The 12,549-nt window shown below is 50.7% G+C and carries 11 protein-coding genes and 1 tRNA gene; 7 read left to right on the plus strand and 5 right to left on the minus strand.

Features of this window, described 5'->3' with window-relative positions; genetic code table 11:
- Positions 1–170: 170 nt before the first annotated feature.
- Positions 171–1,022 (minus strand): HNH endonuclease, encoded by an 852-nt coding sequence (locus tag PFLQ2_RS11575; protein WP_003182738.1) that lies wholly within the window; start codon positions 1,020–1,022, stop codon positions 171–173.
- Positions 1,019–2,557, minus strand: a complete 1,539-nt coding sequence (locus tag PFLQ2_RS11570; protein ID WP_003182739.1) for an AAA family ATPase — start codon at positions 2,555–2,557, stop codon at positions 1,019–1,021. The genes PFLQ2_RS11575 and PFLQ2_RS11570 overlap by 4 nt, the downstream gene beginning before the upstream one ends.
- A 356-nt stretch (positions 2,558–2,913) precedes the next feature.
- On the opposite strand from PFLQ2_RS11570, the gene PFLQ2_RS27875 reads away from it, so the two are divergent.
- From PFLQ2_RS27875 to PFLQ2_RS30645, 7 genes are all read left to right on the plus strand, one after another.
- Entirely contained in the window at positions 2,914–3,207 is a 294-nt protein-coding gene (locus tag PFLQ2_RS27875) for a hypothetical protein (protein WP_033046119.1), read from the plus strand.
- Positions 3,204–3,776: an ABC-three component system protein gene (locus tag PFLQ2_RS11565; RefSeq protein ID WP_003182741.1), complete on the plus strand. Its 573-nt coding sequence runs from the start codon at positions 3,204–3,206 to the stop codon at positions 3,774–3,776. The genes PFLQ2_RS27875 and PFLQ2_RS11565 overlap by 4 nt, the downstream gene beginning before the upstream one ends.
- Positions 3,770–4,276 (plus strand): ABC-three component system middle component 5, encoded by a 507-nt coding sequence (locus tag PFLQ2_RS11560; protein WP_003182743.1) that lies wholly within the window; start codon positions 3,770–3,772, stop codon positions 4,274–4,276. The genes PFLQ2_RS11565 and PFLQ2_RS11560 overlap by 7 nt, the downstream gene beginning before the upstream one ends.
- Positions 4,277–4,400: 124 nt before the next feature.
- Positions 4,401–6,179: a hypothetical protein gene (locus PFLQ2_RS11555; RefSeq protein WP_225970835.1), complete on the plus strand. Its 1,779-nt coding sequence runs from the start codon at positions 4,401–4,403 to the stop codon at positions 6,177–6,179.
- A 468-nt stretch (positions 6,180–6,647) separates the two neighbouring features.
- Positions 6,648–7,430 (plus strand): phage Gp37/Gp68 family protein, encoded by a 783-nt coding sequence (locus PFLQ2_RS11550; RefSeq protein WP_003182748.1) that lies wholly within the window; start codon positions 6,648–6,650, stop codon positions 7,428–7,430.
- Positions 7,431–7,461: 31 nt separating this feature from the next.
- Positions 7,462–8,691, plus strand: a complete 1,230-nt coding sequence (locus tag PFLQ2_RS11545) for a three-Cys-motif partner protein TcmP (protein WP_003182749.1) — start codon at positions 7,462–7,464, stop codon at positions 8,689–8,691.
- A gap of 257 nt (positions 8,692–8,948) precedes the next feature.
- Positions 8,949–9,095: a hypothetical protein gene (locus PFLQ2_RS30645; RefSeq protein ID WP_003182751.1), complete on the plus strand. Its 147-nt coding sequence runs from the start codon at positions 8,949–8,951 to the stop codon at positions 9,093–9,095.
- 658 nt (positions 9,096–9,753) lie between these two features.
- On the opposite strand, the gene PFLQ2_RS11535 is transcribed toward PFLQ2_RS30645, so the two are convergent.
- The 3 genes from PFLQ2_RS11535 to pgsA form a co-directional block, all read right to left on the minus strand.
- Positions 9,754–11,595, minus strand: a complete 1,842-nt coding sequence (locus tag PFLQ2_RS11535; protein WP_003182755.1) for a tyrosine-type recombinase/integrase — start codon at positions 11,593–11,595, stop codon at positions 9,754–9,756.
- 222 nt (positions 11,596–11,817) lie between these two features.
- A tRNA-Gly gene (locus PFLQ2_RS11530) sits at positions 11,818–11,893 on the minus strand.
- Between the two features lie 63 nt (positions 11,894–11,956).
- The gene (pgsA, locus tag PFLQ2_RS11525) at positions 11,957–12,517 is read right to left on the minus strand and encodes a CDP-diacylglycerol--glycerol-3-phosphate 3-phosphatidyltransferase (RefSeq protein ID WP_003182757.1); all 561 of its coding nucleotides are present in this window, start codon (positions 12,515–12,517) and stop codon (positions 11,957–11,959) included.
- Positions 12,518–12,549: the final 32 nt, after the last annotated feature.

The raw sequence follows: 12,549 nt of genomic DNA on the forward strand, positions 1-12,549 counted from the left end.
CCGAGTGCCTGCAATGCGGTATCCAGCTTGATGACGATACTGATGAAATGCAATCGAAAAGGCTGTGTGCCCATTGTCTGTACGTACTTGAAATGGATTAGGGAGCCCTAACTGTTCTAGTCAACAGAGCAGTCTGAAAATGAATCTATGCGCTCCCTATCGCACCACCTCTAGGGAGCGCAGAACAAAGGATCCTCTGCCAAAGCGGAATACATTACCTTACGCCAGTGATTAGGGAACACACTCGAGCTTCCAGCCGCTGAACGTAGATATTGCGAGAACTCCTCAGCCGGTCTGTTGCGGAAATAGTTCCTGTGCATATCCAGCAAAAAAATAAGCTCGCTACTCGCAGCGATGCTGTAGCGCTTCGCGATCCCGAAAAATTCAAAATGATTTATGGCACGTTCACGATCCACTTCAGACCAGGTGTCTGGAGGAGTTGCTGCATAGCTGATTACGTGGGGCTGGCTATGCGTGACTGATGCGCTAATCCACGTTTGATCAAAGAAGCAAGGCTGATCAAAATACGGGTGAATTAGCTGTTTATGAGCGTGGTCGATCAGCGGGTTACCCTTGTCGGTGTTGCAATCCCGGCACGCGGGAATGAGATTATGAGGAAGCACCGCCAATTTTGGGTAGTTAGCTTTCGGAAGGTAGTGATCTAGCGTACGTGGATGACCTATGCCCCCACAGGTTGGGCATTCATCCCCCGCTCCAACTAAAATCGAATCGTAAATGACGCGCCCTAGGGGGCGTCTCACCATGTAATACTCATATAGTGCAACCAGTTCGCTTTTGCGAATATCGCCGACCACAACCGGATCCTCGCCTTTCGCCGCAACGAGAGGAGGTAGTTCCCAGGTTGCCCCGGCGGCGGCCCGCTCGACGAAGTCGATGGCCGTATCTCGTATATCGTTCACCCCCGCCATCATCCGGGTTCGTTCTGGCTCGTCGAGGATTGCCGACACACAGGTGGCGTAAGAGTATTCTGGAGCGTATTCCGGACAAGGTAACCGCTTCATGACTTGGCTCCGTTGTTTCGGTCGGCAAGAAGCGCCCGAAGTATCGCCTGGGCCTCAAAGCCCAACTGTCGGTTAAACTCTAGGAAGATTTGGTCAAAGTCCTTATCTTGATCCACCGCTGCAGCTAACAGGGTGTGAAAGCCAGACGATGTCACTTCCAGTCCGAAGACCTCTCGGGTCAATATCCCTACGTTCTCACCAAAGGTTTCGACAGATGGGCGATGGGCTGCTGCTACGAGATGTGAGCGGTTAATCTTCCACACGCACAATGAGGGGATCTCTTGGAGAACAACAGGTGAGTGAGTTGCGATGATCGCCACACCGTTGCGTTCCAAGAGCAATTCACTCAAAGCTCTAATGAAAGCGGACAAAAGTGGCGGATGGAGGTGACTCTCCGGCTCGTCCAGAAGCACAAGCGTCTTCTCTTCGACCCGCTCAACCAGCTTTGTAATTGTCAGCAAGACGATAGAGTGCCCGGAGCTTAAATTTGAAAAAAGATACTCGGAAGTAGCAATAAACTCTTCGCCGCTTAACGACAAAAGCCCCAGAAAACCCATGCCTGCAAAGTTTTCATCAGACTGCAAAGTTTCAATGGCCCGCTTCCAGCGATTTCGCTTGTAGCTATCTTTGAGGCAAGCCCTTAAGCCTGCGAGAAACTCAACTTTCAGAGCCTCACGTCGCTTCAGATCATGCCCGTCCGTGGCTTTCGCCTTTAGCCCAATGTAGTAAAAACAAGTGCCCAGTGCCGGATCAGGCTGTTCAGGTGGTGGGTCAAATGGATCGAATGCGCTGAAAGAAACAAGCACAACGCTGCTGAAAAAATCCTGACCAATCGGTGTTTTTCCTCCGCCCCAAGGGTTAACCCGGAAAATAGCATCCAGTCCAGCGTGCCCACTACTGATAGCGTTTATCATGCCATTCAAAATGGTGGTTTTGCCGATACCGTTCCGTCCAATTAAGGCATGTACGTTGGTCAGTGGTGTAGAGCCAGCTGTAACCTGAAAATCGAGTTCGATGCCCGCAGTAGCACTATCACTTTGTTTAACAAACGTGAAGGAGTAGTCCGTACGAACAGCCCCTCCCTGAAGCACACGGACAAACTGCTCTTTAACGCTGCTAAGACTTACATCCCGCAGTAAAGACGTCGAAAAAACAGGCTCCCCTGTGATTTGCTCAACAAGCTCAGGGTTGGCAACGATGTCCCTCAAGCCTGCCAAATAAGCATATTTGAAAGGCTGTGACGGAATGTGAGCGATTTTGGTGTAATACTCGACATTGTTACCCAGAGAGAAAAAACTCTCTGGTAACTCTGTGAAGTGCGCGGGAAGCTTTGAGTACGTGGAGGTAGAGGTATCCTGCCCTTTGAATCCGATTTTTAGATTTTCAAGCTCATAGCGTACGCCTTCCTCGTCGAAGGCCACAGCGTAAAACATGGTGACGAAGCTGAAGTCGTTCCATCGATCCATTTTCAGGTAGGTTGCATTCGTTGCTCGATCAGGGAATTTCGTATCCCTACCAATCACATAAAAATCCATTTCGCCTGGTCTCCTTTAGGCTAGGTGCCCCCCCGCCCCCTGAGGTAGTGGGTTCATATGACTCATGCTTGCCTCGCAGCACGTTCGTGGTACCCCCTACCGCAGAAGTTGCCCTCAAAAACTGGCGTCTCGCTGGATCCCTCACGGCCCTCTATTCTGATACCGGGACTGCGTGAAAAAACCTCATATGCGTCGATCTAAACCGACACCAGCCTACGTATGCAGGCGGCTCCACGTCAAAAAGAAAAGCTAACGCCGTCGGTTTGCATCCGATTGTGTGAGTTCGCGGTTCCGTGCCTTTACGAGAGCCCTCGGATACACGATGATAGCGTTTTGACTACCAGCTTGGGTTCATCATGGACGAATTTTGGAAAAGCGCTGTCAAGTATTGCGGCAGTGCGGCGCTAGCCGGCCTGTTGGGGTACACGGTTTATCCGAAAATCATCTCCTCGCCTTACCTCAAGAATCTGACGCATACCGAACTGTTCGCTCTGATGTGCCTTCTGGTGGTTGTGACCTTCGCATTATGCGTGGCATTGATTAATGCCGGTACAAAAGGACGCTCTGGAAGCAATACCGTGAACATCAAAGGTTCCACAGTTCATGGTTCAGTACGGGCGGGCAACGACACAAACAACTCGCCCAAATGAATAAAGCAAGCATTTTGGGCTCCAACATCCAGGGCGGCGTGCGTGTGGGTGATGACACCAATTACGTCATTAACCTACCCCCTGCAGATCCGACTGCAATTACTCGCGCGCTCGCAAGAATCCAAGAGTTGAGTGAGCACGATGAGGATTTTATGTACTTCATCGAACGCCTGGATTTTTTTACCAACCAAAAAACTCAGTCCCCGATGATCGGCCTGGAGCAAAAACTCAAAAATGGGGGGCGTGAGGATTTGCTAGAGGTAGCAATCGAGCGCAAAGATGCCTTTGCGAAGAGATTAATGAAGTCCCAGCTCAATCGAAGACGGCAGGCTATATTTCTCTACATTCTTCAAAAAATTAGTTTTGGCTTCGAAGAATCCATTCGACCGCTAATAAAACAAGGTGTCCCGAACGATATTATCGACGGGGTAATCCTCAACGGAATCGTCGATACCATTTATCGGGAGGTTTTGGCAGAAGACTTCACAATAGATCAGTACATGATTTCAGGGATGTTATATTTTCTCACTGGGAAGTGCCACTTGATCTGGGAGAAGCCGAAATGCTGATGTATCACCCAGCCTTCGATGCAAACCACTGCCTTTACAGAATAGTATCAATTCTCAATGCGACTGGTAGTACGCCGATTAGTTGGCCCTTGTTTCGCATGCTTGATTTTTATTACTTATTCCCTAGCCAGCTAAAGATGATAAAACCGTGGCCCAGGGAAATCGGTAAGTACAAATCAAAAACAGCTAAAATTCAAGATCAGTTTGAAGATCTGACAAATCCCGCTCGCACATTCTTTGACCTCCAGAGTTTTCAAAAGGCAGCGACACTCGAGCTCATCGCGAAAGGTTGTTTATCGAAATCCGAATTCGATAAAGGCTTCATGCAGTTAGAGCCAGACGCTCTGCCGCCCGGTTATATTGCACTCATTGAAACCGATGAGTTCTTGAAGAGCGACGCATTCACAGTCATTACAAAAGGTTTGCCAGAAACACCTTTTTACGGATCGAACGGACTCAAGTCTCGTTCCGGCCTAATGGAATTTATTTATGACATCTAAGCCTTCAACATTATTTGTGAACCGATTCATAATTACCAGATCGGGGAAGGCGGTATATGACGCAGTGTTCCACAGAGGCGTCAATATAATCCGAGGCGCCAACAGTGTGGGAAAGTCAACAATCATGGACTTTCTATTTAGCTGCCTGGGTGGGGATATTGCTGAAGATCGGTGGAATGAAGAAGCGCAAACCTGTGATGGGGTTTTTGCAGAAATTGAAATTAACGGTCATGTGATGGCCATACACAGGACGGTAGAGCCTGGAAAGAAGCCACCCATGAGCTTTTTCGGAGGGTCATACACTGAACTCTGCGAAGCAGGCACATCAGCCGTGTGGCAAAAATACGGCTTGATTCGAACCGATGAAAAATTAAGCTTTTCTCAACAAATCTTTGAATTATTAGATTGGCCTCACGACCAAACTGATGACTTTTCCAACTTGACTATCCATCAGGTCTTGCGACTGATTTATGTCGACCAGGGCACTGCAGTAAACAAGATCTTGAGAGCTGAGCACACAACCTTCGACAAGCCTAGCATGCGCCAAGCGATAGGTGACTTCTTACTCGGCCTTGATGATCTCGGGATTTACTCGCTGAAGCAAAAGCTCGCAAAAGCCGAATCGGAATTCGCCAAAATTGATGGGCAATTAGACTCAATCTACAGATACGTATCGCCATCCGAAGGCACGTTGCGTGAGACCTCACTCAATACTGCCATCAAAAATGCCAATATCGAACTACAGGAGCTTCTTGCGGAACGCGAGCGCCTGATTGTCCAGCCTGAAGAGACCTCTGACGCGGCGCTTAATGTAGAAGCCGAGAAGGCAGCCAAAGCCATTGGTGAGCTCTCCAAGGAGATCGACATTCGAACTGCTAAGCAGGCGGAGATGGTGAATGAAATAGTAGAATCCGAACTTTTTATTTCGGCAATAGACTCAAGAATCAAATCCCTTAAAGAGTCGAAGACTGCCTATGACTTTTTTGGTGAAGTAAGATTTAAGTTTTGCCCAAGCTGTCTTTCCGCCATTACCAATCATGAGAGAGATCAGTGCCATCTGTGCAAAACCGAGATCGATACAAACTCTAGAGAGGCTTCTTATTTAGCAGCCTTGAATGAGCTGATTTTTCAAAAAAAGGAAAGCACTCAAGTATTACTTGAAATGAGGACAAAGTTTAGTGAGCACTCCCACTACCTGGAATCCAACCAGCTAGCACTTCAAGCTTTAAGGGCCAAGCACGTCACGACTCTACGTATAAGCTCCGACCGAACTCTGCAACTTAATGAGGTCTCTGCAAAAATTGGGAGCGTTGAGGAGCGTATTAAAAATTACGACACCAAAGCCAAGCTGGTTGCTGCGATAGAGGGCCTCATCGAGAAGAAACGGGTTCTTAACGAATCCATTCTAAACTTGGGAGAAGATATCAAGATTAAGAGAAGTCAAACTAGCACGCGTCGGGAGACCGTAGAAGGCCGCATTTCCGAAAAGACAGTAGAGTTGCTGAAGCAGGATGGTGGTTTCGAGCCGGCCTTTAACGACGCCGGAGCTGTAATGTTTGATTTCGGCAAAGACTTTATGCTGGTTGACGGTCGTTCAAAATTCTCCGCAAGTTCGGAAACGATCCTTAAGAACAGCTTTCATCTTGCGATCCTGTTGGAGTCTTTGGAAGATCAGACTATGCGTTATCCTAGACTTTTGTTGCTGGACAACACAGAAGACAAGGGAATGAACTCCGAGCGCAGTCAAAATTTTCAGCGCGTCTTGGTAGAGTCGCTATCGCATCACGATTCAACGCCTTATCAGGTCATCATGACGACCTCCATGGTTGATCCGGAGCTAGACAAAACTGCACTTTGCGTAGGGCCGCATTATGCGAAGGGGATGCACACGCTGAATCTGTAGAGCAATTGGCTGAGCCTTTGCACAATGTGAAGGCTGACGAAACCGTGCCTATACGCTGAGAATCAGTGTGAAACTGTAGAAATCTCCCAACACGGCAGAGCAACATTGTAGGACGTTTGGCGTCCTTCCCTGGTGGCGGGACAGCTGAAAGCATCTCGCCCAGATCTGTCTGCAAGGCGTATGTGCGACAGGACGCTCGATCACCACTGGTGAACAAGGCTTCGCCCGATCAATTAGCGCCTGTCGTCTCATTTCGGCTGCCCTTATTAAGTCGATAGCTCCGTCAGAGTCAGCCTAACTCCCAGAAGACGCTAAACTGGATAGACTTCCAGTACACAACCATACGAGCCGGCGCTGCTCCATGTAGCTGCCCTTACTGCAAGGAATTCATTATGATGAACCCCGGATTCGGCTCGCTCGGACATAAATGCGCCAGCTAGGAACGCAGACGAGGAGCTAGGAAGGGATATGGCAGAGACACAGATCGAGTGGACGGACTCTACTTGGAACCCAGTAGCTGGTTGCTCCATCATTAGCGCCGGGTGCAAAAACTGCTATGCCATGGAGATGGCACGCCGCCTCGAGGCCATGGGCACTCCCAAGTACGTTGGACTGACCCGCAAAAAAAATAAGCGCATCGTCTGGAACGGTTCAATTGTTGAAGATCATGACTCCCTGACCATCCCCTATCGGTGGAAGAAGCCCAGGAAGGTGTTCGTGAACTCCATGAGCGACCTGTTCCATGAGAAGGTCAGTGACGAGTTCATTATTGCCGTCTGGAAGGTCATGCGAGAAACACCGCATCACAACTATCAGATTTTGACCAAGCGGCCAGAGCGGATGAAGCAGATCCTCAATGAAGTCATCAGTGAGGTGCTACCCAATGTGTGGCTGGGCACCTCTGTGGAAGATCGTGATGCTGCCGGGCGCGTTCAGTTTCTGAAAGACACACCTGCCCAGATCAGATTCATCTCCTTTGAGCCATTGATTGGCCCCGTAGGCAGCATTGATCTCTCGCAGATTGACTGGGCGATTGTCGGCGGTGAGAGCGGGAATAAAGCGCGGCCTGTGAAGGAAGGCTGGATTGATGAGATCTACACGCAGTGCCTAGAAAGCGGCACAGCGTTTTTCTTTAAACAGTGGGGGACGTGGGGTGAAGACAATGTCCGCCGTTCGAAAAAAGCTAACGGTCGCGAATACCGTGGCAAAACCTGGGATGAGATGCCTATAAAGCTGGTGGGCATGGCCTAATAGAAATACCGTAGCCTGACAAGGAATATCCATGGCTAAGAAGAAGTATGATTGGGAAGAAGGTGCAATTCTTGAAGAGCACTCAAGGAAGAAACATCAAATACTTCGCGATTATTTTTATCAGTACGTAATCACACGATGCAAGCACCCGCAGGTCAGAAAATTTCGCCTGGCTGTGGTAGACGGCTTCAGTGGTGCTGGCCAATACAAATGCGGCACTGCCGGTTCACCCATCATCTTTGTGGAAGAGCTGAATCGAGCGTTAACTGACATCAACACCTACAGGGCAGTTAACAATTTACCTCTCGTGGATATCGAGTGCAGCCTTTTCCTGAATGACGCTGAAAGGATGGCAATTGACATTCTGGAAAGAGTCCTGAATCCGATTATTCTTCACCATAGCATTTCGAACAGCCGGCTCAAAGTCCAAGCCCGCTACTCGACCGAGTTATTCGAACACGCTTATCCAAGAATCAGAGCCCAGATCAAATCAGAGAAATACCCGAATATAATCTTTAATCTCGATCAGTGCGGGCACAGCCATGTTGACACTGCGACCTTGATCGACATGATGAATCTGAATGAGTCAGTCGAGATTTTCTATACCTTCGTCATCTCTTCCCTATTGGCCTTCCTGAAGCAGCACGATCCAAAAACGCTGTCGAGCCAATTGGCATACTTGCAGCTGAGCAGCCGGGACTTCGAGATCCTTGAAGAGAAGCAATCGAAGACAGCGTGGCTCGGCGTGGCGGAAAACATCGTCTTCGAAAATTTCAAGAAATGTGCAAAATTTGTCAGCCCTTTTTCAATCAACAACCCTAATGGTTGGCGATATTGGCTGATACACCTCGCCAATTCGTATCGTGCTCGCCAAGTTTACAATGACCGGCTCCACCAAAATAGCGAGACTCAAGCTCATTTCGGCAGATCTGGCCTTGGCATGCTTGCGCACGACCCTAGCGAAGGTAAAACACTTTACCTCTTCAATGAGTCGGCTAGAGATCAGGCAAAAGACCAGCTCAGGGAGGACATTCCGAAATTCCTCCACGACTCGGCACCCGCCTTATCTGTTAGGGATTTTTTCGAAAGGATCTATAACAACACTCCAGCCCATAGCGATGACATCAATGCTGCGCTACTCGGCAGCAACGAGATCGAGATTCAAACCGCTACCGGTGGAACAAGACGCAAGGCCAGTCAAATCCATACAACGGACATCATCGCCTTCAAAAAGCAACGAAGCTTCTTCTTTCCCAAATGAAGTGGTGTCGGCCATGGAACGCCCTAATGGGGCCGACCACCACCCAGTTGTCCGTCACCTCTCCTAGTCGAATCCAAGGCAAAGGTCTATCCACATCAGATGGCCCAGCCGGCCCCTGTGACAGCGAGATCCTACATTGTCAGCACATATCTGCACTTCACATCGCCGAAGAGTCTTTAAAAAAATCCCGATGAATTCGGCTGACCGTTCTTGCAGATCGAACATCAGCCCGGCAAAAGCGAGCTAAGAAACCACCCATGACCCAGCCGCTCATTGATTTTGACCTCAAACGCGTCTCCCGTGAAAACTACATAACAGGTAAAGCCGCTATCAATTTTCCACATCCAGGAAGCACCACGGTGGATGGCATTTCCTTTCGTATTTTGATCGGGAATCCGGCGTGACCAAGGTGTCATTGGCGGGCATCCATTATCCTGACACCACCGACTACTTTGGCACATGGGCATTACCGACGTCACTGATCAGCTAGCTGACCGTGGCTGGGCTGTTAAAGGACGACGTCTCTTCATGGCTGATCACTTCAGAGCTGCTGCAGACATGATCGTGAAGTGGTCACTGAGTGAGTCTGGGCAGTATAATGTCGAGGTCGATGAATGGTTTCCCTCTCCAGAGGATAAACAAGGACTTCTCAAGCTTTAAGATCTGGCAAAGCCGGGCTTCTTGAGTTGGGCAGACTGGTGAAAATGGAAGCTTGGCTCAGCTCCCACTAGTGTCATTGCGGCTATCGCAGCTCTTGCCCATTATGCATCCAGAGATTTTAGCCAAGCGGGATAAGCTCCCGTTTTCCATCCAGTTGGAATTCGCCAGTACCTCACCAGGCGGACAATGGGATAACTCACGCGGCATTGCCGACCTAAATAATGGCAAGGTTCAGTATCAGTCCGAAGTGGCAAATCTTAACACGGGTATCTTCCTTGAATTCAAAGGAGGCATCGAAGCCTGGTTCATCAACGAAGACAAGTCACTCGATTAGTCCACACATTCAGAAGTAGCTCTAGAAAGAAAGCAGCGACATTCGTTATCACCGCACGAGACAGCACCTCAGCTTGAGCCCAGCGCGTTATAAACGATTCGCACAGTCACGTCGAAGTTCTCCAGAGTGAGTACATCGATAGGCGAACGCCCCTTCAGTCGCTCATGGGGTTCACAGACCGTCCGATAAAGCCTCCACGCATCGACATCGGGAAACCGCGCTAAGGCAGCAAGTATCAATTTGTGCCGCAGTGGGTCAAGCTGCCAATCGGGAATGCGCTGACCGCGATTCCCCAGGCTCAGGGATAGCAGGCGCCGATGCTTGATATCGCGGTTGATCTGATCTCGGGATTTGCCTGCCAGTTTGGCGAAGACAAGCAGCGGCAAATTATTCGAAGCTTCATAGGTGGCTAGCATCTCGGCGCGCTGACGTTGTATCTCAGATACTTGGGGTTCGCGCAGCTGTTCAGTCTGCATTGAAGCAGGTAGGACAGGTGAATACTGAACCGCGTTAAGGACCGGTTCGTTGCTTACGGACTTTTTAGAGGCTGGAACCGTCGTCGCTGGGAAGCCACTGCTGTACAGAACGGCGTTTGCGTTCGCGCTTTCCAACGAAGGTAACGAAGCTGCGCCCTCTAAACGAATAGTAAGCGGAGAGCTTGCCGCCTTCAGCTGACCCTGCCCCCAAAGATCAAGACGGTTCGCCCAATCCTGCATCATGGTTCGACGCTGCTCCACGTATTCCGCGTGATTGTAGGCCGCACTCACCTTATCCGGATCAGCATGAGAAAGCTGAGCGTCCACCCACACCTTTGGATACCCGATCTCGTTCAGCGCCGTCGAGATCGTCGCCCTCATCCCGTGACCAGTGAGTTGATCGGCATACCCCATCCGACGTAACGCGCCATTCAGCGTGTTCTCACTGATACGCTTGCTCAGGTCGCTTCGATGCGCAAACAAGTAGCGCTGCGCGGGAACAACCTGGTCCAGCAAGTGACGCACAATCTCCAGAGCCTGAACAGACAGCGGCACGATATAAGGCGGTACATTTTGGGTCTGCTTACCTGGCTTCCGCATCGCTAGCTGGAGTTGTTTCACCACTTCCGCCGGTATGACCCACAAGCGCTTCTCCAGATCGAACTGGTCGGGTGTTGCCAATCGTAATTCGCCCGTGCGGACACCGGTCAGCAGCAACAACCGAAGGCCAAGCCGAGTTTGGCTGGCGCCACCGTAGTTTCGAAGAGCAGCCATCAATGCCGGGAGCTCGTCCATACGAAGAAATGGATTGTGCGTAACCGGAGGTTTGGGGAGTGCAACCACATCAAGGTCTGAAGCTGGGTTGTGCTCCAGCCCCTCAATCTTCACCATTGCATAACGGAACAATTGGTTGAACCAGGTCCGACATTTCTCGGCTGTCGTTAAGGCCTTGCGCTGTTCGATCCTGCTCAGTAAATCCAGCAGATCGTGACGATTGATATCGTAGATGGACCGCCCACCCAGTAGGGGCAGGACGTCTTTACTGAAGATTCTCAAGATCTGCGAGAGCGTGCTCTGGCGCCCTTCCTTCAGGCTTAGCCTGCGAAACTCCACCCACTGATTGAACACCGCCTCGAAGGTGTGCTCCTTCGCAGCATAAGCAGCAAGTCGCTGTTGTTTGCGATGTTCATAGGGGTTGATGCCCTGGGCAACCAAGGCACGTGCTTCATCACGACGGGTACGGGCTTCTTTAAGCCCAATTTGGGGGTAACTACCGAGCGACATGCGCTTCTGCTTTCCCGTCCAGTAGTAACGGAAAAGCCAGACCTTTCCGCCTCTGGCCGTCACATTGAGTGTGAGACCATCACTGTCACCGAGGGTGTAGTCGTTACCGGTGATTCGGGCATGCCGAACTGTCATTTCTGAGAGTGCCATCGCGAGCTCCTGAACAGAGTCAGGGCCAGATGCTCATCTCGCAACACAACCTGATCCAGCAATAAACCGATTCCGTCCGCATCAGAATCCTGGACTCAATCCTGGACTTAAACGCACCGGATAGTGCTGGATTTCAGTGGTTCCCGCTGGAACGAAAAAAGGGCCTAAAGGCCCTGATTTCAATCACTTACAGAATTCAGTGGAACTCTGTAGCGCAATATTTGGAGCGGGAAACGAGACTCGAACTCGCGACCCCGACCTTGGCAAGGTCGTGCTCTACCAACTGAGCTATTCCCGCGTCTTGGTGTGGCGCATTCTATAGATTCAGATTACGCCGTCAACCCCTTGATTCAAAAAAGTTTTATTTTGGGTCTACGTCGGTCCGAAGATGCGGCCAGGCGGCGCGCAGGTATTGGACCATCGACCACAGCGTCAGGCCGGCGGATATCAGCAGCAGCGCATAGCCCAGCAGCACCCAGAAGCTGAAGTCCGAGGGGTTGGCCAGCAGGATCACCAGCGCCAGCATTTGCGCGGCGGTTTTCCATTTGCCGAGGTTCGACACGGCTACCTGGGCGCGGGCGCCCAGCTCGGCCATCCATTCCCGGAGCGCCGATACGACGATTTCGCGCCCAATGATCACCGCCGCTGGCAAGGTCAGCCAGAGGTTGCCGTGTTCCTGCACCAGCAGCACCAGGGCCACCGCGACCATCAGCTTGTCGGCCACCGGATCCAGAAAGGCGCCGAAGGGCGTGCTTTGCTCCAGGCGTCGGGCCAGGTAGCCGTCCAGCCAGTCCGTCGCCGCGGCGAAGGCAAAGACCGAGGCGGAGGCCATGTAGCTCCAGTGATACGGCAAATAGAACAGCAATATGAAGATCGGGATGAGCAGGACGCGCAGAACGGTAATCAGGTTTGGGATATTCATCGGCACAACTGGCTACGAGGTTGACGGGCATT

It is taken from the genome of Pseudomonas fluorescens Q2-87 (assembly GCF_000281895.1).
GTDB classification, from domain to species: domain Bacteria; phylum Pseudomonadota; class Gammaproteobacteria; order Pseudomonadales; family Pseudomonadaceae; genus Aquipseudomonas; species Aquipseudomonas fluorescens_S.

What these genes read in the sequence shown, in the direction of transcription:
- PFLQ2_RS11535 (WP_003182755.1), bottom strand. Translation starts at nt 11,595, where the DNA reads ATGGCACTCTCAGAAATGACAGTTCGGCATGCCCGAATCACCGGTAAC.
- PFLQ2_RS11565 (WP_003182741.1), top strand. Translation starts at nt 3,204, where the DNA reads ATGAATAAAGCAAGCATTTTGGGCTCCAACATCCAGGGCGGCGTGCGT.
- pgsA (WP_003182757.1), bottom strand. Translation starts at nt 12,517, where the DNA reads ATGAATATCCCAAACCTGATTACCGTTCTGCGCGTCCTGCTCATCCCG.
- PFLQ2_RS11550 (WP_003182748.1), top strand. Translation starts at nt 6,648, where the DNA reads ATGGCAGAGACACAGATCGAGTGGACGGACTCTACTTGGAACCCAGTA.
- PFLQ2_RS11570 (WP_003182739.1), bottom strand. Translation starts at nt 2,557, where the DNA reads ATGGATTTTTATGTGATTGGTAGGGATACGAAATTCCCTGATCGAGCA.
- PFLQ2_RS11560 (WP_003182743.1), top strand. Translation starts at nt 3,770, where the DNA reads ATGCTGATGTATCACCCAGCCTTCGATGCAAACCACTGCCTTTACAGA.
- PFLQ2_RS27875 (WP_033046119.1), top strand. Translation starts at nt 2,914, where the DNA reads ATGGACGAATTTTGGAAAAGCGCTGTCAAGTATTGCGGCAGTGCGGCG.
- PFLQ2_RS30645 (WP_003182751.1), top strand. Translation starts at nt 8,949, where the DNA reads ATGACCCAGCCGCTCATTGATTTTGACCTCAAACGCGTCTCCCGTGAA.
- PFLQ2_RS11545 (WP_003182749.1), top strand. Translation starts at nt 7,462, where the DNA reads ATGGCTAAGAAGAAGTATGATTGGGAAGAAGGTGCAATTCTTGAAGAG.
- PFLQ2_RS11575 (WP_003182738.1), bottom strand. Translation starts at nt 1,022, where the DNA reads ATGAAGCGGTTACCTTGTCCGGAATACGCTCCAGAATACTCTTACGCC.
- PFLQ2_RS11555 (WP_225970835.1), top strand. Translation starts at nt 4,401, where the DNA reads ATGGACTTTCTATTTAGCTGCCTGGGTGGGGATATTGCTGAAGATCGG.